18 protein-coding genes are annotated in these 20,851 nt (G+C 66.1%); 9 read left to right on the forward strand and 9 right to left on the reverse strand.

What is annotated here, in order from left to right; genetic code table 11:
• Positions 1-53: 53 nt before the first annotated feature.
• Together gltB and GRI48_RS07735 are read left to right on the forward strand one after the other, a co-directional pair.
• The gene (gltB, locus tag GRI48_RS07730; RefSeq protein WP_160675548.1) at positions 54-4,694 is read left to right on the forward strand and encodes a glutamate synthase large subunit; all 4,641 of its coding nucleotides are present in this window, start codon (positions 54-56) and stop codon (positions 4,692-4,694) included.
• A 19-nt stretch (positions 4,695-4,713) separates the two neighbouring features.
• Positions 4,714-6,150, forward strand: a complete 1,437-nt coding sequence (locus GRI48_RS07735) for a glutamate synthase subunit beta (protein ID WP_160673608.1) — start codon at positions 4,714-4,716, stop codon at positions 6,148-6,150.
• 76 nt (positions 6,151-6,226) lie between these two features.
• Here the strand turns inward: GRI48_RS07735 and GRI48_RS07740 are convergent, their stop codons facing one another.
• From GRI48_RS07740 to GRI48_RS07750, 3 genes are all read right to left on the reverse strand, one after another.
• Positions 6,227-7,294: a sensor histidine kinase gene (locus GRI48_RS07740; RefSeq protein ID WP_160673611.1), complete on the reverse strand. Its 1,068-nt coding sequence runs from the start codon at positions 7,292-7,294 to the stop codon at positions 6,227-6,229.
• A gap of 75 nt (positions 7,295-7,369) precedes the next feature.
• Positions 7,370-8,149 carry an enoyl-CoA hydratase gene (locus tag GRI48_RS07745; protein ID WP_202389200.1) on the reverse strand — a complete coding sequence of 260 codons (780 nt, stop codon included), beginning with the start codon at positions 8,147-8,149 and terminating at the stop codon, positions 7,370-7,372.
• A gap of 22 nt (positions 8,150-8,171) precedes the next feature.
• Positions 8,172-8,855 carry a uracil-DNA glycosylase gene (locus GRI48_RS07750; protein ID WP_160673614.1) on the reverse strand — a complete coding sequence of 228 codons (684 nt, stop codon included), beginning with the start codon at positions 8,853-8,855 and terminating at the stop codon, positions 8,172-8,174.
• An 81-nt stretch (positions 8,856-8,936) separates the two neighbouring features.
• On the opposite strand from GRI48_RS07750, the gene GRI48_RS07755 reads away from it, so the two are divergent.
• From GRI48_RS07755 to GRI48_RS07770, 4 genes are all read left to right on the forward strand, one after another.
• Complete coding sequence (locus GRI48_RS07755; protein WP_160673617.1) at positions 8,937-9,554, forward strand: ribonuclease D; 618 nt, start codon at positions 8,937-8,939, stop codon at positions 9,552-9,554.
• Positions 9,555-9,578: 24 nt separating this feature from the next.
• Positions 9,579-10,244 carry an LPS export ABC transporter periplasmic protein LptC gene (locus GRI48_RS07760; protein WP_160673620.1) on the forward strand — a complete coding sequence of 222 codons (666 nt, stop codon included), beginning with the start codon at positions 9,579-9,581 and terminating at the stop codon, positions 10,242-10,244.
• Positions 10,244-10,798, forward strand: coding sequence for an LptA/OstA family protein (locus GRI48_RS07765; RefSeq protein ID WP_160673627.1), 555 nt, complete (start codon positions 10,244-10,246; stop codon positions 10,796-10,798). The genes GRI48_RS07760 and GRI48_RS07765 overlap by 1 nt, the downstream gene beginning before the upstream one ends.
• Positions 10,799-10,889: 91 nt before the next feature.
• On the forward strand, positions 10,890-11,954 hold the full coding sequence (locus GRI48_RS07770) for a nucleotidyltransferase family protein (protein ID WP_160673630.1): 1,065 nt from the start codon (positions 10,890-10,892) through the stop codon (positions 11,952-11,954).
• 6 nt (positions 11,955-11,960) lie between these two features.
• Here GRI48_RS07770 and GRI48_RS07775 read toward each other — a convergent pair whose 3' ends face one another.
• From GRI48_RS07775 to GRI48_RS07795, 5 genes are all read right to left on the reverse strand, one after another.
• The gene (locus GRI48_RS07775) at positions 11,961-13,367 is read right to left on the reverse strand and encodes a sugar transferase (protein ID WP_337190789.1); all 1,407 of its coding nucleotides are present in this window, start codon (positions 13,365-13,367) and stop codon (positions 11,961-11,963) included.
• A 117-nt stretch (positions 13,368-13,484) separates the two neighbouring features.
• The gene (locus tag GRI48_RS07780) at positions 13,485-14,513 is read right to left on the reverse strand and encodes a DNA polymerase III subunit delta (protein ID WP_160673633.1); all 1,029 of its coding nucleotides are present in this window, start codon (positions 14,511-14,513) and stop codon (positions 13,485-13,487) included.
• Between the two features lie 4 nt (positions 14,514-14,517).
• Entirely contained in the window at positions 14,518-15,012 is a 495-nt protein-coding gene (gene lptE, locus GRI48_RS07785; RefSeq protein WP_160673636.1) for an LPS assembly lipoprotein LptE, read from the reverse strand.
• Positions 15,009-17,558, reverse strand: coding sequence for a leucine--tRNA ligase (gene leuS / locus GRI48_RS07790; RefSeq protein WP_160673639.1), 2,550 nt, complete (start codon positions 17,556-17,558; stop codon positions 15,009-15,011). Before leuS ends, lptE begins: the two co-directional genes overlap by 4 nt.
• Positions 17,559-17,594: 36 nt before the next feature.
• Positions 17,595-18,041: a DUF3576 domain-containing protein gene (locus tag GRI48_RS07795; protein ID WP_160673642.1), complete on the reverse strand. Its 447-nt coding sequence runs from the start codon at positions 18,039-18,041 to the stop codon at positions 17,595-17,597.
• 386 nt (positions 18,042-18,427) lie between these two features.
• Here GRI48_RS07795 and GRI48_RS07800 point away from each other — a divergent pair, with 386 nt between their 5' ends.
• From GRI48_RS07800 to GRI48_RS07810, 3 genes are all read left to right on the forward strand, one after another.
• Positions 18,428-19,183: a hypothetical protein gene (locus GRI48_RS07800; RefSeq protein WP_160673645.1), complete on the forward strand. Its 756-nt coding sequence runs from the start codon at positions 18,428-18,430 to the stop codon at positions 19,181-19,183.
• 132 nt (positions 19,184-19,315) lie between these two features.
• On the forward strand, positions 19,316-20,038 hold the full coding sequence (phbB, locus tag GRI48_RS07805) for an acetoacetyl-CoA reductase (RefSeq protein ID WP_160673648.1): 723 nt from the start codon (positions 19,316-19,318) through the stop codon (positions 20,036-20,038).
• A 26-nt stretch (positions 20,039-20,064) separates the two neighbouring features.
• Entirely contained in the window at positions 20,065-20,304 is a 240-nt protein-coding gene (locus GRI48_RS07810) for a ribbon-helix-helix domain-containing protein (RefSeq protein WP_160673651.1), read from the forward strand.
• Between the two features lie 7 nt (positions 20,305-20,311).
• On the opposite strand, the gene GRI48_RS07815 is transcribed toward GRI48_RS07810, so the two are convergent.
• The gene (locus GRI48_RS07815) at positions 20,312-20,809 is read right to left on the reverse strand and encodes a DUF305 domain-containing protein (RefSeq protein ID WP_337190790.1); all 498 of its coding nucleotides are present in this window, start codon (positions 20,807-20,809) and stop codon (positions 20,312-20,314) included.
• Positions 20,810-20,851 lie beyond the last annotated feature (42 nt).

Raw genomic sequence — 20,851 nt, forward strand, 5'->3', positions numbered from 1 at the left:
GGCCCCGTCGAGGGTCCGGTCGGCCACAGGTGGCTGCAGTGATGGGATGGATTATGGGCTACCCCGGGCCTCAGGGCTTGTACGATGAACGCAACGAACACGATGCCTGCGGCGTCGGCATGCTCGCGCACATCAAGGGGGTCAAAAGCCACGACATCGTCACCCGCGCGCTGGAAATCCTCGCCAATCTGGACCATCGCGGCGCCGTGGGCGCCGACCCGCTGCTGGGCGATGGCGCGGGCATCCTCCTGCAGATCCCCGACCCGCTATTCCGAAAGTGGGCCGAAGCGGAGGGCAAGACCCTGCCGCAACCGGGCGACTACGCCGTCGCCATGTGCTTCATGCCGCAGGACAAGGCGGCACGCGAATTCATAACCGAACAGTTCGAGAAGTTCATCGCGAAGGAAGGCCAGTCGCTGGTCGGCTGGCGCGAGGTGCCGGTCACGCTCGACGGGCTCGGCAAGGCGGTGGTCGATTCGATGCCGGTCGTGCGACAGTGCATCATCGCGCGCGGCGAGAACTGCGCCGACCAGGACGCCTTCGAGCGCAAGCTGATCGTCATCCGCAAGCAGACGCAGAACCCGCTCAAGGCCCTTGCAGAAAAGCACGACCTGCCCGGCCTCACCGATCTCTACATCCCGAGCTTTTCCTCGCGGACGATCGTCTACAAGGGCCTGCTCCTGGCGAACCAGGTCGGCTCCTTCTACGACGACCTTCGCGATCCGGATTGCGTTTCGGCACTGGGCCTCGTGCACCAGCGCTTCTCGACCAACACCTTCCCCAGCTGGCGGCTCGCCCACCCCTATCGCTTCATGGCGCACAACGGCGAGATCAACACGGTCCGCGGCAACGTGAACTGGATGAACGCGCGCCGGCGCACGATGGAATCGCCGCTGCTCGGGGCCGATCTCGACAAGCTGTGGCCAATCATCCCGCACGGCCAGTCGGACACCGCATGCCTCGACAATGCGCTGGAGCTGCTGCTGGTCGGCGGGTACGACCTGGCCCATGCGATGATGATGCTCATCCCCGAAGCCTGGGCGAAGAACGAGCAGATGGATCCGGCGCGCCGCGCCTTCTACGAATACCACGCCGCGCTGATGGAACCGTGGGACGGGCCGGCGGCAGTGTGCTTCACCGACGGGCGCCAGGTCGGCGCCTGCCTCGATCGCAACGGCCTGCGGCCTGCGCGCTATTGCGTCACGAAGGACGATCTCATCTGCCTTGCGTCCGAAAGCGGCGTGCTGCCCTTCGCCGAGGAAGACATCGTGCGCAAATGGCGACTGCAGCCGGGCAAGATGCTGCTGGTCGATCTCGAACAGGGCCGGATCGTCGAGGACGAGGAACTCAAGGCCGAACTCGCCAATGCCCAGCCCTATGCCAAGTGGCTGGAAGATGCGCAGTACAAGCTCGCCGATCTCGAGGAGATAGAGCCCGAAGGTTCGGAACTGCCCGATTACGAAACCACGCTGCTCCAGCGGCAGCAGGCTTTCGGATACACGCAGGAAGACGTCACCCGTTTCCTCGAGCCGATGGCGCTCAACGCCGACGATCCGATCGGGTCGATGGGCACTGATACGCCGATCGCCGTGTTGTCCGAGCGTTCGCGCCCGCTCTACGACTATTTCAAGCAGAACTTCGCGCAGGTCACCAATCCGCCGATCGATCCGATCCGCGAGGAACTGGTGATGAGCCTTTTGTCGATGATCGGGCCGCGCCCGAACCTGCTCGGCAAGGAAGCAGGCACGCATCGCCGCCTCGAGGTCAGCCAACCGATCCTCACCAACGACGATCTGTCCAAGATCCGCTCGGTCGAGACGGTGCTCGACGGCGCGTTCCGCACCGCAACCGTGGACACGACATGGGATGCCGCGAGCGGCGCCGACGGCCTCGCCATGGCGCTGAAGGAAATGTGCTGGGCCGCGACCGAGGCCGTGCTGCAGGACCGGAACATCCTGATCCTGTCGGACCGGGCGCAGGGTCCGGACCGGATTGCGATGCCTGCACTCCTCGCGACATCGGCGGTCCACCACCACCTGGTCCGGCAGGGCCTGCGGATGCAGACCGGCCTGGTCATCGAGACCGGCGAAGCGCGCGAGGTGCACCATTTCTGCGTCCTCGCCGGTTATGGCGCTGAAGCGATCAATCCCTACGTCGCCTTCGAGACGATCGAGGACCTGCGCGCGCGCCGTTTCCCCGAACTCGACGAGGGCGAGGTTCGCCAGAACTACGTCAAGGCCGTCGGCAAGGGGATCCGCAAGGTCATGTCCAAGATGGGCATCTCGACCTACCAGTCCTATTGCGGAGCGCAGATCTTTGACGCGGTCGGTCTGTCGAGCGAGTTCATCGAGCGCTATTTCACCGGAACGGCGACCACGATCGAGGGTGTCGGGCTCGAACAGGTCGCCGAAGAAGTGGTGCGGCGTCACGCCGCCGCCTACGGCGACAACCCAATCTATCGCAGGATGCTCGATGTGGGCGGTATCTACCAGTACCGCATCCGGGGCGAAGACCATGCCTGGACTCCGGCCAACGTCGCCCACCTGCAGCACGCGGTGCGCGGCAATAAGCCGGCCGACTACGACGAATTCGCGCGCTCGATCAACGAGCAGTCCGAACGGCTGCTGACGATCCGCGGGCTGATGGAACTCAAGCCGGCGGACGAGCCGCTCGACATCGACGAGGTCCAACCGGCGGTCGAGATCGTCAAGCGTTTCAGCACCGGCGCGATGAGTTTCGGCAGCATCAGCCACGAGGCGCATTCGACCCTCGCCATCGCGATGAACCGCATCGGCGGGCGTTCCAACACCGGCGAAGGCGGCGAGGAGCCCGAACGCTTCGTCGCGATGGACAACGGCGATTCGATGCGCAGCCGGATCAAGCAGGTCGCCAGCGGCCGGTTCGGCGTGACGACCGAATATCTCGTCAACTCGGACGATATCCAGATCAAGATGGCGCAGGGCGCAAAGCCCGGCGAAGGCGGCCAGCTGCCCGGCCACAAGGTCGACAAGCGGATCGGCGCGGTGCGTCATTCCACGCCGGGCGTCGGCCTGATTTCGCCGCCGCCGCACCACGACATCTACTCGATCGAGGATCTGGCGCAGCTGATTCACGACCTCAAGAACGTGCAGCCGAGCGCCCGCATTTCGGTCAAGCTCGTCTCCGAAGTGGGCGTCGGCACCGTCGCCGCGGGGGTCAGCAAGTGCAAGGCGGACCATGTCACGATTTCCGGCTACGAGGGCGGCACCGGCGCCTCCCCGTTGACCTCGCTCACCCATGCCGGAAGCCCGTGGGAAATCGGCCTCGCCGAAACGCAGCAGACGCTGCTGCTCAACGATCTGCGCAGCCGCATCGCGGTTCAAGTCGACGGCGGCCTGCGCACCGGGCGCGACGTCGCGATCGGCGCTCTGCTGGGCGCGGACGAATTCGGTTTTGCCACGGCCCCGCTGATCGCGGCGGGCTGCATCATGATGCGCAAGTGCCACCTCAACACCTGTCCGGTCGGCGTCGCGACGCAGGACCCTGTGCTGCGCGCGCGCTTCACCGGCACTCCGGAACACGTGATCAACTACTTCTTCTTCGTCGCCGAGGAACTGCGCGCGATCATGGCGCAGATGGGCTTCCGCACGCTGGAGGAAATGGTCGGCCGGGTCGACCGGATCGACATGAAGCGCGTCCACCGCCACTGGAAGGCGGAAGGAGTGGACCTGTCCAGGCTGCTCCACACGATCCAAGTGCCCGAGGGCAAGGCGCTCAACCACACCGAGACGCAGGATCACGGACTTGCCGCGGCGATGGACAACGAGCTGATCGAGGCTTGCGGGCCCGCGATCGAACGGGGCGAGACCATCCGGCTCGAACGGACAATTCGCAACGTCAACCGCACTGTCGGCGCGATGCTGTCGGGCAGGATCGCGGAAAAGCGCGGCCATGCCGGCCTCGCTCCCGACACGATCAAGATCGATTTCACCGGTGTCGCCGGACAGAGCTTCGGCGCATGGCTGGCCCATGGCGTCACCCTGTCGCTGACCGGCGATGCCAACGATTATGTCGGCAAGGGACTTTCCGGCGGCCGGATCGTCGTTCGCCAGCCCGATGGCGTGCCGCGCCAGCCGGGCGAGAACATCATCGTCGGCAATACCGTGCTTTATGGCGCGATCGCTGGCGAGGCCTATTTCAACGGCGTTGCCGGCGAACGGTTCGCGGTCCGCAACTCGGGCGCGATCGCCGTGGTCGAGGGGACCGGCGATCATGGCTGCGAATATATGACCGGCGGCGTGGTCGTCGTGCTCGGCCAGACTGGGCGCAATTTCGCGGCCGGCATGAGCGGCGGCCTCGCCTATGTCTACGACCCCGATGGCACCTTCGCGCAGCGGTGCAACATGGCGCAGGTCGACTTGCGCAAGATCGGCTCGGAACCCGATGCGGACGAGGGCATCGGCCGTCCGCAGCAACGCCCGCTGAGCGTTCACGATTTCGGCATGGGCGACATGCTGCGCCACGATGCGGAGCGGCTGAAGATCCTGGTCGAGCGGCACAAGCTGCACACCGGCTCGGCAAAGGCCGCGGAAATCCTCGACGACTGGGACAATGCGCTGGGCAAGTTCGTCAAGGTCATGCCGACCGACTACGAACGGGCGCTCAAGCTCCTCGAAGCCGAGCGCGAGGATGCCGCCTCGGTTGCAGCTGAATAAGAGAACGGGACGCTAGGACATGGGCAAGGAAACCGGCTTCCTCGAGTACGAACGCGAGGACCGCACGTATATCGCTCCCGAGGAGCGGCTGCAGAACTACAAGGAATTCGTTGTTCCGCTCGACGCGGACAAGCTGCGCAATCAGGCGGCCCGCTGCATGAACTGCGGCATCCCCTATTGTCACAACGGCTGTCCGGTGAACAACATCATCCCGGACTGGAACCACCTGGTCTATGAGGACGACTGGCGGAGCGCGCTCGAAGTGCTCCACTCGACCAACAATTTCCCGGAATTCACCGGCCGCGTCTGCCCGGCCCCGTGCGAGGCGAGCTGCACGCTCAACATCACCGACAATCCGGTGACCATCAAGTCGATCGAATGCGCGATCGTCGATCGCGGGTGGCAGGAAGGCTGGATCGAGCCCCAGGTGCCGAAGGAGAAAACCGGCAAGTCGGTCGCGGTCATCGGTTCCGGCCCGGCAGGCATGGCCTGCGCCCAGCAGCTCGCGCGGGCCGGCCATTCCGTCACCCTGTTCGAGAAGAACGACCGGATCGGCGGCCTGCTGCGCTACGGCATCCCCGACTTCAAGATGGAGAAACACCTCATCAACCGCCGCGCGGTGCAGATGGAGGCCGAGGGGGTCGAGTTCAAAACTTCCAAGGAAGTCGGCGTCGACATCTCCTTCAAGTCGCTGGAGGAAAACTACGACGCGATCGTGATGGCGGGCGGCGCGGAAGACGCGCGCGCGCTGGCGATCCCGGGGGCGGAACTGCCGGGCGTCCGGCTGGCGATGGAGTTCCTCACCCAGCAGAACAAGCGCAACGCTGGCGACGACGAGACCCGTGCGGCGCCGCGCGGCACGCTTACGGCGACCGGCAAGGACGTCGTGGTGATCGGCGGCGGCGATACCGGGTCGGACTGCGTCGGCACGTCGAACCGCCAGGGCGCGAGGAGCGTCACCCAGCTCGAGATCATGCCGAAGCCTCCTGAAAAGGAAGACAAGGCGCTCACCTGGCCCGACTGGCCGCTGAAGCTGCGCACCTCCTCCAGCCACGAGGAAGGCGTCGACCGCGACTGGGCCGTGCTGACCAAGCGGGTCGCCGGTGAAGATGGACAGGTCACCGGGCTCGAATGCGTGCGCGTCGAATGGAAGGACGGGCAAATGCAGGAGGTCGAGGGGAGCGAGTTCACCATTCCCGCGCAACTGATCCTGCTCGCCATGGGCTTCGTCGGCTCGAAGAAAGCCGGGATGATCGACCAGTCGGGCGTCGAGATGACCGATCGCGGCAACATCGCCGCCGACACCCACGACTATCGCACCAGCAGCGAGAAAGTCTTCGCCTGCGGAGACATGCGCCGCGGCCAGAGCCTGGTGGTCTGGGCCATCCGCGAGGGACGCCAGGCCGCGCGCTCGGTCGACGAATTCCTCATGGGAAGCTCGGAACTGCCACGCTGAGCTCCGCTTGGCCGGCTATCGGATCACCGGCTGTTCGGGCGCGGGGGTCTGGTTCTGGCGCAGGTCGCGCCCTGAACTAGGTCGCGGCCGGCGTGGCCCTCAGGTGCTTGGAGATGTGCACGCAGACAAGCCCGCCATCGTCCTGCGAATCTTCAGGGATGTCGATGAAGCCATCGTGCAAATGCGCGATGCGCTGGCACTGCGCGAAACCCAGCCCGTAGCCGTCGTCGCTTTCCGAAGCGCCGAACGGGCGTAGCAGCATGTGCCGTTTCTGCGCCGAGATGCCGATGCCGTTGTCCTTGACCGTGAAGATCAGCTCGTCCTCGGTCTCGTTGTAGCGGATCGTCACGGCGGGCTTGTCGACACCGCAATGGCGGATCGCATTCTCGATCAGGCTCTGCAGCATCTGGCGAAAGAGATTCGGCTCGACATGGGCGACCGGCAAGCGCGTGGATTGCACGACGGCGTCGCGCGAAGTCCGCAGCGCGAACAGGTTGAAGCGGGCTTCTTCCAGCAACAGGTGCAGGTCGGACTTGGTGAACACCAGCGACCTCTGCTCCGACTGCGCGGCATTGAGCATCGACGTCAGATGTGCGGACATGCCGAGCGCGCTTTCCTTCATCGCTTGCGCGACCATCTGCGATCGCTCGGTCAGAACATTCTTCTTGTCGCGCTCGAGGATGTTGACGCCGCTGATGATGCTGGCGATCGGCGAGCGAAGGTCGTGCGCGACCGACTGGGCGTAGTCGCGCAGCTGCCGGTTGACCCGCACCAGCGTCTTCTCGCGTTGCGAGAGCTTGGTGATATCAGTCGAGATCGCGAGCAGCATCGTGCGCCCCTTGCTGTCGACAAAGGTCTGCTTGCGAGTGAACAGGGTGAGCGATGCGCCCTGCCAGTCGACGATGTCCTCGATGATCTCCGAATAGCCTTCCTCGAAGGCCCGGCGATCCTCGGCCATGAAGACTTTTGCCTCTTCGGGCAGGAAATTGTCGATCGTCGTCGTCCCGACTACGCTTTCGCGATCGGCAGGAGCGTAGATTTCCAGGAATCTCGGGTTGGCATAAACGATCCTGAGATCGCGGTCCTTGACGAAGACAAGGTCCGGCATGGTGTCCAGCACCATCTCGTAAAATCGTTCGTCCATGACCCGTCTTTCCTTCCCGCAGCCCCATACGACACGATGACGGTTTCTTACAAGTTTTCGATGGCTTGCGTGCGGTTACTGACCGCGCCCGCGCTCCTGCACGGCGGCGCGGCGCGCCTCGACTTCCTCGGCGGAGACCTGGCTGTTGGCGGCCGTCGAACGTTCGGCTTCCAGCGCCATGCCGTCGGCGAAACTCATCGCGAAGCCGTCGTCGATCAGCCGCTTGTAGTTCGCGGCAAACTGCGGATCGATGCTTGCCATGTCGCGCGCAAGCTTCTCGCAGAACGGCATCAGCTGCCCGGGTTCGACCACGTGATTGACCAGCCCCCACTCGTAGGCCGTCCTGGCGTCGAGGAAGTTGCCGGTGAAGGCCATTTCCTTGGCGCGCCCGATGCCGATCATCCGGCTCAATTTCTGCGACAGACCCCAGCCGGGCACGATGCCGACCCGCGCATGGGTGTCGGCAAACCGCGCATTGCTGCTCGCGACCAGTACGTCGCAGGCGAGCGCCACCTCGAACCCGCCGGTGATGGCGACCCCGTTGATCGCCCCGATGACCGGCTTGGCGCATTGTTCGATCGCCTTGACCGGGTTGTCGGCGGGAGTCGTCGCATTCGCCGCGCCCAGAGACGACGCGTCAGAACCCAGCTCCTTCAGGTCGAGCCCGGCAGTGAACGCGCGTTCGCCCGCGCCGGTCAGGATCACGGCGCGCACGGCATCATCCTCGTTCACCGCGCGCATCACCTCGGCCAACCGGTTGCGCAGGTCGCGCGACAATGCATTCATCGCTTCGGGCCGATTGAGCGTCACCGTCGCCACGCCCTCGCTCACCTCGCACAACACCATGTCGCCCATACCGGCAATCCTCTCCTGCAATTCAGACGCGCCAGTCTATCGGCGTGATACCCCTTTCGGCAAGGAAGGCATTGGCGCGGCTGAAGGGGCGCGAACCGAAGAAGCCGCGGTGCGCCGAGAGCGGGCTGGGATGCGGCGAGCGGATGACGAGGTGGTCGCTGCTGCGCCCAAGCGCCGGGATCCGGGCGGCCTTGGCCTGTGCATGGCTGCCCCAGAGAACGAAAACCGCCGGATCGCCCCGCTCCGCCACCGCCGCGACGCAGGCATCGGTGATCGCGTCCCACCCCTTGCCCGCATGGCTGCCCGCCTTGCCGTCCTCGACCGTCAGCGTGTTGTTGAGGAGCAGCACGCCTTGCCGCGCCCAGGCTTCGAGATTGCCGTCGGCGGGTCGCGCGATGCCGCAATCGGATTCGAGCTCCTTGTAGATATTGGCGAGGCTTGGCGGCGGCTTCACCCCCTCCGGCACGGAGAACGCCAGCCCATGCGCCTGCCCCGGCCCGTGGTAGGGATCCTGCCCGAGGATCACGACCTTCACCGCGTCGAGCGGCGTGAGCTCCAACGCACGCAGACGGGCACCGCGGGGCGGGTAGATCGCCTTGCCCGCTTCTTCTTCCGATCTCAGCCAGCCTCCCAGCTGGCGCGCCTGTCCGCTTGCCAGGACGGGTTCCAGCACGGGCTTCCAGCTGTCGGGGATCGGATCGCTCATGCCCGGGCGATAAAACCGCACCGCCTGCAGCGCCAGCGAACCCTTCCCCTTCTCCCCAAGTCGGCCTAAGGCGCACGGCATATGACAGTGCATTTCCACGAAGAAGACCTGCCCGCGGGCGTCCTCGCCGACGGCCCGGTCGCGGTCGATACCGAAACCATGGGCCTCGTCACGCCGCGCGACCGGCTGTGCGTCGTCCAGATCAGCGACGGGCAGGGCGACGAACACCTCATTCGCTTCAAGGTCGGCAGCAATTACGATGCGCCGAACCTGAAGGCGGCGCTGGCCGATCCGCAGCGGCTCAAGATCTATCACTTCGCCCGCTTCGACCTCGCCGCGATCGAGTATTACCTGGGCGTCACCGCCGCGCCCGTGTTCTGCACCAAGATCGCGAGCAAGCTGACCCGCACCTATACGGATCGGCACGGGCTCAAGAACCTGGTCGAGGAACTCCTCGGCGGGAGCATTTCCAAGCAGCAGCAGTCGAGCGACTGGGGCGCGCCGGAACTCAACGATGCCCAGCGCGATTATGCCGCGAGCGACGTTCGCTATCTGCACCGGCTGCGCGATGTCTTCGTCGAGCGGCTCGCAAGGGAGAACCGGACCGAGCTCGCGCAGGCCTGCTACGATTTCCTGCCGACGCGCGCGAAGCTCGACATTGCCGGCTGGGGCGATCACGACATCTTCAGCCACATGTAAGGACGCCTCAGGCAGAGCGAGACGATGATCGGGACACGGCGGATCGAAACGGACGAGGCGAAGGAGCTGCGCAACGCGCGGCAGCACTTCGCAGCGCCCGGCGGAACGCACGACCGGCTGGTCCGCTTCCTCGCGCGTTCCCTGCCCATGGCGATAGGCGTCATCGCCGCGCTGATGGTCATCACGCCGCTCAGCCCGCGCGGCGAAGTCAGCTTCCTGCTCGACCGGAACAAGGTCGCCGTCATCAACGAGCGGCTGCGCGTCGACAATGCCATGTACCGCGGCCAGGACGACAAGGGCCGGCCTTTCTCCCTCACCGCGGGCGAAGCCGTCCAGCAATCGAGCGCGGAAGGCGTGGTCCGGATGGAGGACATGGTCGCCCGCCTGCTGCTGCCAGAGGGTCCGGCGAGGATCGTTGCCGCGGGTGGCGCCTATGACATCAGCGACGACCTGATGATGGTCGACGGCCCGCTGCGACTGACCGCTGCCGACGGCTACCGGATGCAGGTCGACGACGTGACCATGAACCTGCGCACGCGGATCGCGCGCGGCGATGCCGGGGTCGAGGGCGAGATTCCTGCCGGAACCTTCTCTGCCGATCGAATCGTTATCGACGTCGACGAGCGGACGATCCAGCTCGCCGGAAACGCCAGGGTCCGCATGGTCCCCGGCCAATTGAGGATGCCGTAATGCAACAGCTTGCCCGTACCGCCGCCCGCTGGGGCCTCGCCAGTTTCGCCCTCACGCTGGCGACCGTGGGCGCGATGCAGCTGAATGCCCAGGCCATCGCCGGCCACAATTCGCGCGCGCCGGTGTCCTACGCGGCGGACCGGATCGAGCTGCAGGACCGGCAGAACCGCGTCGTCCTGTCGGGCAATGTCGATATCACCCAGGCGGGCCTGCGGTTGAAGGCCGATCGGACGCTGGTCAATTATTCGGACGCCGGCACGCTGAGCATCCAGCGCATCATGGCGACCGGCGGCGTCACCGTGACCCGCGGCGACGAAAGCGCGACGGGCAATGTCGCGGTCTACGATTTCAACCGGCGCATCATCACCATGGCCGGCAACGTCCGGCTGCGGCGGGGCAGCGATACGCTCAACGGCGGACGGCTGGTGATCGATCTCGCCAGCGGCGTATCGAGTGTCGACGGCAGCGCCAGCGGATCCTCGGGCGTGACCGGCAGCAGTACCACGACCAGTGGCGGCCGGGTGACCGGTTCCTTCTCCGTCCCGCAGGACTGAGCGCATTCTCACCGCAGCCGAACGGGGTCTTCTGACGCTGCTCGGCCCGCGCGAGCGCCAGGGCGCGATCGCTCGAGAGCTCTGGCCTGACGTGGATGCACTGGCCGCCGACCAGCGGCTGCAACCGCACCTGCACGCACGTATGCAGCGTGGTGCTATCGCCTATCATGTACCGGACGCCATCGCCGCCCGCTGGCAGGCGGCGCACCGCGCGGCGGCGCTGGCGGCACTCGTCCAGCGGCGGGATATTCTCAAGGCCGCAGCCACTCTGCGGACGGCCGGCGTCGACGCGATCGTTCTCAAGGGCGGTTGGCTTTCCTGGACCGTCTATCCCGATCCCGCCGAACGGGTGCTGCGCGATCTCGACCTGCTCGTGCGCGAGAGCGATGCCCCCCGCGCGCTCGCCGCCCTGCTGGCGGCCGGGATGGAAGCCATCGAGGCTTTTCCGGACGATCCGGCGGACCATGCCGTTTCGCACAAGGAACTGGCGGTGCTCGCGACCGAAGCGGGAACGATCGTCGAGTTGCACGCCCATGCCTGGGAGCCGCCAGGCAGCCTCCAATGGCCGACCCCGCCGCTCGCCGACGAACGCCTTTTCGCACATTCAGTGCGCGACCGGGACAGCGGCCTCCTCGCGCTGTCGGCGCAGGACATGCTCGCGCATCTCGCGATTCACGCGGCCTACAGCCACCGGTTCGAAGTCGGGCCGCTGATCCTCGCGGACGTCGACTACCTGCTGCGCGAGCACCCGCTCGATTGGCCCACATTCTGGGATGCGGCGGAAACTGGCCGGTTCGCGCGCGGAGCGGCGCTAACGCTCGCGCTGGTCGACCGCTGGCGCCTGCCCGGTCTCATCGAGAGGAGCGCTTGCCCGCTTCCCGTCGACGAGTTGGCGATCGACCATGCCTCGCGCCTCCTGCTCCAGCCGTCCGGTCAGCGCCGCGATACGCGCAGCCTCGCCGCCATCAGGCAGGTGCACGCGGCCGAGGGTATCGCGAAAGCGGCGGCACTGGGCTTCGCACGGCTCGGCAAGACGATGCACGATCCCGCGCACATGCTGCGCCGGCTGGGCGACACCGCGCGCGCCCTGCGCGACCCGGCAATCGCGCGCGCGGCAGAAAGCTCGCAAATGGTCGGGGACTGGCTCGACGGCTGATCGCGCTCAATATGCGCGGCGGTGAACCAGCACGAGCAGGGTCCGGAGCATGATCGCTGCATCGCGCAGCAGGTTCCAGCGCGCGATGTACTCGAGATCGGCCTGCAGGCGGACGGCGAGATCTTCTTCCTGCTCGGTGCTGCCGCGAAGGCCGCGCACCTGCGCCAGGCCGGTCAGGCCGGGCTTGAGCGAGTGTCGATGCCAGTACCGGGCGTCGACTTCCCAGAACAGCTTGTCGCCTGCCTGCGAGGCGAGGGCATGGGGGCGTGGCCCGACGATCGCCATTTCGCCGCGCAGCACGTTCCACAGCTGCGGCAGTTCATCGAGGCTGGTGCGCCTGAGGAACCGACCGATCGCCGTCACCCGCGCATCGTCGCGTTCGGTCGAGCGCAGTCCGTCCCGGTCCGCGCTGCCGGATCGCATCGTGCGAAACTTCAGCATCGGGAAGATGCGATTGCCCTTGCCCACCCGGGGCTGGACGAACAGCACCGGGCCGCCATCGCCGAGTTTGACGGCCAGCGCGATCGCAGCCAGCACCGGCGCCAGCAGCACCAGCGCCGGACCGGCAATCGCAAGGTCGAACATGCGTTTCACCGCCCGGGCCCGCAAGCCGAGCGGCCCCATCGCCACAACCAGCGCGCTCTGCCGTTGCGCGTCATAGCGGGTGACGTCGATCGCCCCGATGGAATGCGCGGGCTCGCTGAGGATTTCGCCGGTCACGCCGCTTGCCTTCAGAACATAGGCCCATGGCTCGCGCCGCTCGCGACTGCAGGACACGATCACCTTGTCCCTGTTGCGCAGGTGCTGGCCGAGCCTGTCGAGCGCCTGCGGGTCCTGCGCTGCCGGGTCGAGGCCGGCATCCGCCGCGTCGGCAACTACCGCGCCGGGCAAGGTAAACTCTGGCCCATCGTCGCGGATCACGAGGATGTTCGAAACGCGCCCGTCCCAGATGCGGGCGACCACGCCATGCGTCGCCAGCCGGACGAGCGCGATCGCGCCGCCCGCAATGACGATCGCCAATGCCGACGCCGCACGCGAGAACACTGCCCCGGTCTTGGCGTAGAACAGCACGAAGCTCAGCAGCGCAGCCGAGATCAGCAGCGCCTGCATCGCTTTGCCGAGCGCAAAGCGCAGGTCTTCCAGCGCGCCGAGCGAGTATGTGGCGTTGTAGAGGCCGATGGTCAGGTAGATCGGCAGCAGCAACTGCGCCTGCAGCCAGGCGGTGGGGTGCGGGAAAAGCCCCTCGTAGAGCCAACCTGCCGCCAGTCCTGCCACCAGGATCGCGCAGACATCGGCCAGCAGCATGGCGAGGTAGGCGCGCAAGCGGCGGCGCTCGAGCGAGGGCGCGACCGGGGGCGCCATCCGGCGCGCCTCGGCCAAGGCCTTCTGTGCTTCGAGAAATTCTTCCGACACTCTGGCGGCGTCCCATCAAACCCGGACCCAGGTAGTAACACGTAGGCCGCAGGCTTGCGAGCGCAGGAAGATGAATTCTGTGCAGCCGCTCCGCAGCGTTAAAAAAGGTGGGCGGCCTCAGCGGCGTCCGGCGAAGCGCGCAATCTCCGTGAGTTCCTGGGCCAGCAGCAATTCGGATGCCTGGCTGTTGGCGAGCATAGCCTGGTGCAGCTTGGTCAGCCGCGTCGTCAGCCGCTCGAGCCGGCCGCCGCGCCACGTACCGATCTGGCTGGCGATGTCGCGTTCGTCGCGAAAGAAGATACCCAGCGATGCCTTGCGTCCCCGGTCGAGGTCGCCCATCCGCCCGCGCGGCCCGAGCGCCGCGGAAACGCGCGCCAGCTGGGCTGTCCGCCGCTCGAACGCGAGAAGCAGGCCGACCGGATTCAGCGAGAGCTCGCGCATGCGCCGGATCTCGCCCGGCACATTGCGCGCATCGCCCGAAAGCACGGCGTTGACCACCGGCATGAACCCGTCTTCCTCGCAATTCGCACCGATCGCATCGAGGGCGGCCGCCTCGACCAGGACCGGCGACTGCGGCGAGGCGTCGCAATAGAGCGCGAGCTTGTCGATTTCCGACTGGGCCAGCCGCACGTCGAGGTTCGCCCCGCGTGCGATCCGCTCGGCAAGATCGCCGGCGAGCTTGAGGCCCGCCGCGCTCGCCATGGTCCGGACAGAACTTGCCACCGAAGACAGGTCCGGCGGCCAGAACATCGCCATCAGCGCATCCTTGCGGGGGCTGAGCAGCTTGGCGGTGCGCGACTTGTCGGTAGCCGACGTGGCGACCACGATCACCGGACAGGCTTCGGCGGTATGCGACAACAGGTTGCCGATCGCGTCGAAAGCCTCGTCTCCGCTGGCGCGGACCCAGATGTGCCTGCTGGTGCCGAACAGCGATGTCGAACGCGCCTCGTCCCCTAGTAGAACCGGGTCCTTGCGCAGTTGCGCGCCGGAAAGCTCGACCCGCTCGCCGGGATCATCGAGGAGTTCGACAGTGCGCTGGGCGGCGGCAGCGGCCCCCGCTTCGTCCGGTCCGCAGAAGAAGAATACCCGCGCCTCGCGCACGGCACGCTGGACGACGCTGGCGAAATCCTTCTGGGTCGCCTTCATCGCATCATTGCTGGCCGCTGCGCAGCGCCAGCGAGAGTTCGGTCACGATCCGGTCGGCAATCTCGTTCGACAGATTCTCGAGCGCGGTCTGCTCGGCCGCGATTGTCGCGTACTCGCTCGACACGACGTCGATCCCTGCATCGTATCCGGCGGTCGCATCCAGCAGGATGTCGCCCGAGGCGATATCGACCAGCTGATACCTTGCGCGCAGGATCCGGCGTTCGCGGCTGATCGTGTCGTCGTTGAGCACGCCCAGCGCTTCGAGATCGTCGTCGAGCCGCACGTCGAGGCGATAAGTCGCCGCGCCCGCATCGACCATGCCGAGCCGGTCCTGCAAGGCATTGCGGACGAGCCAGCCCTGCCGTCCCGGAATCGCTGGCACGGAAATCTGCGACAGCCCTTGCGCAACCGCGCCGCTGCCGCCGCCGGCATACATCGGCTGCAGACCGCATGCCGAAAGCGAGACAGCGGCGCCGAGCAGGAGCAACAGGCCTCTCATGTGACGATATTGACCAGCCGGTCGGGCACCACGATCACCTTGCGAACCTCGGCCCCGTCGATGGAGCGCTGCACCTTCTCGCTCGCCAGAGCCATTTCTTCAAGCGCCTCCTTCGAGGCACCCTTGGGTGCGGTGAGCGTATCGCGCAGCTTGCCCATGTGCTGCACGGCGATGGTAACTTCATCCTCGACCAGCAGCGCCGGATCGACTTCGGGCCAGGCAGCCTCGGCGATCAGGCCGGAAAAGCCTGCGCGGTGCCAGGCTTCCTCCGCCAGGTGCGGCATCATGGGCGCGACCATCAGCATCATCGAGCGGACCGCTTCGCTGCGGGTGGCGGTGGCATCGGCCTTCTCGACCGCGCTCGCCAGCTCGTAGAGCCGGGCGACCGCCTTGTTGAACGAGAGCGCCTCGATGTCATCGGCGATCGCGGCAATCGTCTGGTGGAGCTTGCGCGCCAGTTGCCTGTCTTCGCCGGTGGCACTGCCATCGTAGGTGCCAAAAATGCGCCACAGCCGGTGGACGAAGCGCGCACAGCCTTCGATCCCGGCTTCGGACCAGGGCAGGTCGCGTTCGGGCGGGCTGTCAGACAGCATGAACCAGCGGACCGCGTCCGCGCCGTGCTGGGCGACGATCGTGTCCGGGTCGACGACGTTCTTCTTCGACTTGGACATCTTGATGACGCGTCCGATCTCGACCTCGCCGCCATCCTGGGTCAACAGCGCGCGATCGGCCTCGCGGCTGATTTCCTCGGGCGCGTAATAGACCGTCCGCTCGCCGTCCTTGCGGCTGTAGGTCTCGTGCGTGACCATGCCTTGCGTGAACAGCGAGGCGAAAGGCTCCTTCACCTCCAGCTTGCCGGTGCTCGCCAGCGCGCGCGTCCAGAAGCGGGCGTAGAGCAAGTGCAGGATCGCGTGCTCGATTCCGCCGATATACTGTTCGACCGGCATCCACTTGGCGACTTCTTCCGCGTCGAACGGCTTGTCGGCGGGCTGGCTCGCAAAGCGCAGGAAATACCACGAGCTGTCGACGAAAGTGTCGAGCGTGTCGGTTTCGCGCCGGGCCGCCCCGCCGCACCCCGGACAGTCCACCTTGCTCCAGGTCGGATGGCGTTCGAGCGGGTTGCCCGGCGTCTTGAAGTCGACGTCTTCGGGCAGGACGACGGGGAGCTGGTCCTTCGGCACCGGGACCACGCCGCAATTATCGCAATGGATGAAGGGGATCGGCGTCCCCCAGTATCGCTGGCGGCTCGCGCCCCAGTCGCGCAGGCGCCAGACGGTCTTGCCTTGGCCCTTGCCCATCGCCTCGATGCGGGCGATGATTTCGCGCTTGGCATCCTCGACGCTCATGCCGTCGAGGAAGTCCGAATTGACGATCACGCCTTCACCGGCTTCCGCTTCCCTGCCGAAGGGCTTGTCCGCATCCTCGACACTGGGCGCGACGACGCGCGGGATCGGCAGGCCATACTTGGTCGCGAATTCGAAATCGCGCTGGTCGTGCCCGGGCACGGCCATGATCGCCCCGGTGCCGTAGTCCATGAGCACGAAGTTCGCGATGAAGACCGGCAGGTCCGCCCCGGTGAAGGGGTGCCTGGCCGTGATGCCGGTATCGAAGCCGAGCTTCTCCGCGGTCTCCAGCTCCGCAGCCGTCGTCCCGCCGCGCTTGCACAGCGCGATGAACTCGCGCGCCTCGGCGCTATTTGCCGCCACGCCTTGCGCGACCGGATGATCCGCCGCCACGGCGACGAAGCTTGCGCCGAAAATCGTGTCGGGCCGCGTGGTGTAGACCGGAAGCGTGTCGCCGCTCGACAGGTCGAAACTGAATTCCAGCCCGGTCGACTTGCCGATCCAGTTGCCCTGCATCAGCCTGACCTTGTCGGGCCAGTCCCCGAGGTCGCCCAGCCCCTCGAGCAGGTCTTCGGCGAAGGCGGTGATCTTGAAGAACCACTGGTCGAGCTTTCGCTTTTCCACTTCGGCGCCCGAGCGCCAGCCCTTGCCGTCTATCACCTGTTCGTTGGCGAGCACGGTCATGTCGACCGGGTCCCAGTTGACCTCGCTCTGCCGGCGATAGACCAGCCCGGCTTCGTAGAGGTCGAGAAACAGCGCCTGTTCGTGGCCGTAGTATTCCGGATCGCAGGTCGCGAACTCGCGGCTCCAGTCGAGCGCGAAACCGAGCCGCTTGAGCTGTTCCTTCATGTTGGCGATGTTCGCGCGGGTCCAGCCGCCTGGGTGGACGCCCTTTTCCATCGCAGCGTTTTCCGCCGGCATCCCGAAGGCATCCCAGCCCATCGGATGCAGCACCTCGAAGCCGCGCATCGCCTTGTAGCGCGCGAGCACGTCGCCCATCGTGTAATTGCGTACGTGGCCGATGTGGATGCGCCCGCTGGGATAGGGGAACATCTCCAGCACGTAGCTCTTCGGCTTCGCGCTGTCGCTGTCGGCTTCGAAAACGCGCGCTTCTTCCCAGGCGCGTTGCCAGCGGGAATCGGCCTCGCCCGGATCGAAGCGATCCGCGGGAGCCTCCGACGGGTCGAAGGATGTATCGGTCATGGAATCCACCGTCCCCCAAACGGGGGTCTAGTCAAGTCAGGAGATCGCCTGGCGGCGCAGGTCGCGGGCCTTGGTGAGGATGATGTCCTCGAGCTTCTGGACGGTGGCGGCCTGGACCGGCGCATCCACCCAGTTGCCGCCCTGCGCGACCTGGCGGCTCGCGGCGACGCGCAGCGCATCGGCGCGCAGGTCCGAATCGAGAATGGTCACGGTCATCTTGACCCGCTCCCCCGGATTGTTCGGATTGGCGTACCAGTCGGTCACGATCACGCCGCCATTGCTGTCGGCCTGGAGCAGCGGCGCGAAGCTCACCGTGTCCAGCGCAGCGCGCCAGAGATAGGAATTGACGCCGATGGTGGTCACCTGCGCGGCGGCGAGATCGGCCTTGGGCCGCTCCTTGCTGCCGCCGCATGCTGCGAGCGCACCCATCGCGGCAACGGCGATAACCAGTCGGGCGGAATTCGGGAAAGCGATGGTCGGCATGTGAAAAATCTGTTCCTGTCCTGCGGGGCCCGTCGCATGATGCGCCGGTCGCTGCCAAAATCGTGCGACGACCTATACAGGCCGCATGGCCTGCGGCAAGCCGGGAAAGCGGGCGCAGGCACCCGGCTTTTGCGCGCCGAAGCAGTGAATGCGCGCTTAACCGGCCGCCCCGAATGGAGCGAGTGTGGAGAAGCGGCCACACCGTCCGGTCCCTTTGCGGGGCAGGCTTGTGGAAAAGCTGGCGTATCCCGGTCCGTGACCCTAGCGTTAGTGCGACTCGACTGCTGCGAGTCGGCGTGGCACGACGCTGTCGTACATGGCCGGAACGGGTCAGGAACCGTTCAGCAGCCTGTGGGTCTTAGAGCCGGGGAAAGGGCAAGTTTTCGATGCGCATCAAGCGGGACAGGTTTGGCAAGGGTGGGTTCGCTCCCGCACTGCTCGCCGGTGCCGCAATGGCGCTTGCCTTGCCCACCGCAGGCCTGGCGGTGGTATCCGCCGGCCTCGATACCGCGACCGACACCGACGCCGGTTTCGCCCAGTTCACCCCTGCACAGGTCGACCCTGCTCTCGCCCAGCGCGTGGCGAAGGTCGCCCGCGCAAAGGGCGTGCGGTTCACGCCCGCCGAAATGGGCACGCGCAGCAACCGCAGCGTGACCGTGGCCGTCCGGGTCAACGACAAGACGGCGCGCGCGATTTCGGTCCGCAGCGCGCTCAAGGCTGCAGCCGGCGAAATGGGCCAGGGCAGCAGCATCGCTCTCGCGCCCACCCGCTACAATCTCGGTGTTTCGCGCGGGTACCAGACCTTCGCCAAGCAGCCGCTTAAATTGCCCGACACGATCAGCCGGGTATCGATGCCAGACCTCGCCGCTTTCAAGCCGAGCGAAGGCACAGCTGCGGCAAAGCCCGGCCGGTTCCAGTCGCGCATCGCGCTGGAAGAAGAAGGCAAGATCGGCCGCGCCCCCAACACCCTGGAAGGTGCCGGCGAACAGTCGGTCGAAGTGTCCGGCAGCTACCGCGTCCTGCGCAATCTCGACGTCACCGCGGGCGTGCGGCTGTCGCAGGAACGCGACCGCCTCGCGCCGCTTACCGATTCGGTGCAGGACAGCCAGGCGGTCTACGTCGGAACCCAGTTCCGCTTCTGATCGCTCGCGCCTTCTGCCCTTACGGCATTGCAGCATGACAAGCCCCGCTCCGGCGGGGTTTTTCTTTGCCTCTTCGCCAGTTGCGCATAGGAAGATGCCTGGAGAGGCACTGCCACTGAAGGAGTCTTGCACATGGGCCGAGTTGCCATCGTCACCGGGGGAAGTCGCGGAATCGGGGAGGCGATCAGCCTCGCGCTGAAGGAACAGGGACGCACCGTCGTCGCCAATTACGGAGGCAACGACGAAGCGGCCAAGGCCTTCACCGAACGCACCGGCATCCCCGCGCGCAAATGGGACGTGGGCGATCACGAGGCCTGCATCGCGGGCTGCGAGGCGGTGGTCGCGGAATTCGGCGAAGTCGATATCGTGGTCAACAACGCTGGGATCACACGCGACGGCACGTTGCACCGGATGACCTATGAGGACTGGAACGACGTCATGCGCGTCAACCTTGGCGGGTGCTTCAACATGGCCAAGGCCTGTTTCCCCGGCATGCGCGAGCGTGGCTGGGGCCGGATCGTCAACATCGGCTCGATCAACGGCCAGGCGGGGCAATACGGCCAGGTCAATTATGCCGCCGCCAAATCCGGCATCCACGGCTTCACGAAAGCGCTGGCGCAGGAAGGCGCCAAGTTCGGCGTGACCGTCAATGCGATCGCTCCGGGTTACATCGATACCGACATGGTCGCCGCCGTGCCCGAGCCGGTGCTCGAAAAGATCGTCGCCAAGATCCCCGTCGGCCGACTGGGGCATGCAGAGGAAATCGCGCGCGGCGCGGCTTTCCTGACCAGCGACGATGCGGAGTTCGTCACCGGGTCGACCATGTCGATCAACGGCGGCCAGCACATGTACTGAGAGAGGACGCATCCCCGGCACGAACCGTGGCGCACACGCCTTACCATCCGCCTGTCAAACGCTCGGTCGAGATCGCCGGGCACAAGACCTCGATCAGCCTCGAACCGGTGTTCTGGGACATGCTGGTCGAGGCTGCAGGGACCGAAGAACTGCCGATCAACGCGCTGGTCGCGAAGATCGACGAACAGCGCATCCGCGCCGAGACGCCTCCGGGCCTCGCCAGCGCGATCCGCGTCTGGCTGGTCGAACGCCTGCTCGAGCGGTAGCCGATCCTCAGTGAACAGGCGCGGGTTCGCCTGCCGCGTCGCCGTTGGCTTCGATGTCAGCGATCAGCGCCTCCATCTCGTCGATTTCCCGCACCTGTGCATCGATGATGCCATTGGCGAGTTCGCGCACGCGCGGATCGGATATGTGGGCGCGGCGGCTGGTCAGGACGGCGATCGAGTGATGCGGGATCATCGCCTTCATCCATGACACGTCGCCGACCGTCTCCTGGCTGCGGACCAGCCACAGGCTCCCTGCGAAAACCGCGATCGACACGCCGAGAATCAGCAGGTTCAGCTGCAAGCGGCGGTACATGCCCCACATGAAGAGCAGCATGATCACCGCCATCACCGCGCCCATCAGCAGGGCCATCCACATGCGCGTCTGGCTGAACCATACGTGGTCCCAAGCGTAGGTATTGAGATACATCAGCCCGTACATGACGAGCGTGGACGTGGCGATCATGGCGAAGAACCGGCCGTAGCCCATTCCGCCGCTGCGATTCATTTGCTCCATGCATAAGGAAGCGGGCGGAACCGCGAAAGTTCC

Source organism: Qipengyuania oceanensis, from assembly GCF_009827535.1.
GTDB lineage: Bacteria > Pseudomonadota > Alphaproteobacteria > Sphingomonadales > Sphingomonadaceae > Qipengyuania_C > Qipengyuania_C oceanensis.

What these genes read in the sequence shown, in the direction of transcription:
- phbB (WP_160673648.1), top strand. Translation starts at nt 19,316, where the DNA reads ATGGGCCGAGTTGCCATCGTCACCGGGGGAAGTCGCGGAATCGGGGAG.
- GRI48_RS07740 (WP_160673611.1), bottom strand. Translation starts at nt 7,294, where the DNA reads ATGGACGAACGATTTTACGAGATGGTGCTGGACACCATGCCGGACCTT.
- leuS (WP_160673639.1), bottom strand. Translation starts at nt 17,558, where the DNA reads ATGACCGATACATCCTTCGACCCGTCGGAGGCTCCCGCGGATCGCTTC.
- gltB (WP_160675548.1), top strand. Translation starts at nt 54, where the DNA reads ATGGGCTACCCCGGGCCTCAGGGCTTGTACGATGAACGCAACGAACAC.
- GRI48_RS07795 (WP_160673642.1), bottom strand. Translation starts at nt 18,041, where the DNA reads ATGCCGACCATCGCTTTCCCGAATTCCGCCCGACTGGTTATCGCCGTT.
- GRI48_RS07755 (WP_160673617.1), top strand. Translation starts at nt 8,937, where the DNA reads ATGACAGTGCATTTCCACGAAGAAGACCTGCCCGCGGGCGTCCTCGCC.
- GRI48_RS07760 (WP_160673620.1), top strand. Translation starts at nt 9,579, where the DNA reads ATGATCGGGACACGGCGGATCGAAACGGACGAGGCGAAGGAGCTGCGC.
- GRI48_RS07780 (WP_160673633.1), bottom strand. Translation starts at nt 14,513, where the DNA reads ATGAAGGCGACCCAGAAGGATTTCGCCAGCGTCGTCCAGCGTGCCGTG.
- GRI48_RS07735 (WP_160673608.1), top strand. Translation starts at nt 4,714, where the DNA reads ATGGGCAAGGAAACCGGCTTCCTCGAGTACGAACGCGAGGACCGCACG.
- GRI48_RS07800 (WP_160673645.1), top strand. Translation starts at nt 18,428, where the DNA reads ATGCGCATCAAGCGGGACAGGTTTGGCAAGGGTGGGTTCGCTCCCGCA.
- GRI48_RS07750 (WP_160673614.1), bottom strand. Translation starts at nt 8,855, where the DNA reads ATGAGCGATCCGATCCCCGACAGCTGGAAGCCCGTGCTGGAACCCGTC.
- GRI48_RS07745 (WP_202389200.1), bottom strand. Translation starts at nt 8,149, where the DNA reads ATGGGCGACATGGTGTTGTGCGAGGTGAGCGAGGGCGTGGCGACGGTG.
- GRI48_RS07765 (WP_160673627.1), top strand. Translation starts at nt 10,244, where the DNA reads ATGCAACAGCTTGCCCGTACCGCCGCCCGCTGGGGCCTCGCCAGTTTC.
- GRI48_RS07815 (WP_337190790.1), bottom strand. Translation starts at nt 20,809, where the DNA reads ATGAATCGCAGCGGCGGAATGGGCTACGGCCGGTTCTTCGCCATGATC.
- lptE (WP_160673636.1), bottom strand. Translation starts at nt 15,012, where the DNA reads ATGAGAGGCCTGTTGCTCCTGCTCGGCGCCGCTGTCTCGCTTTCGGCA.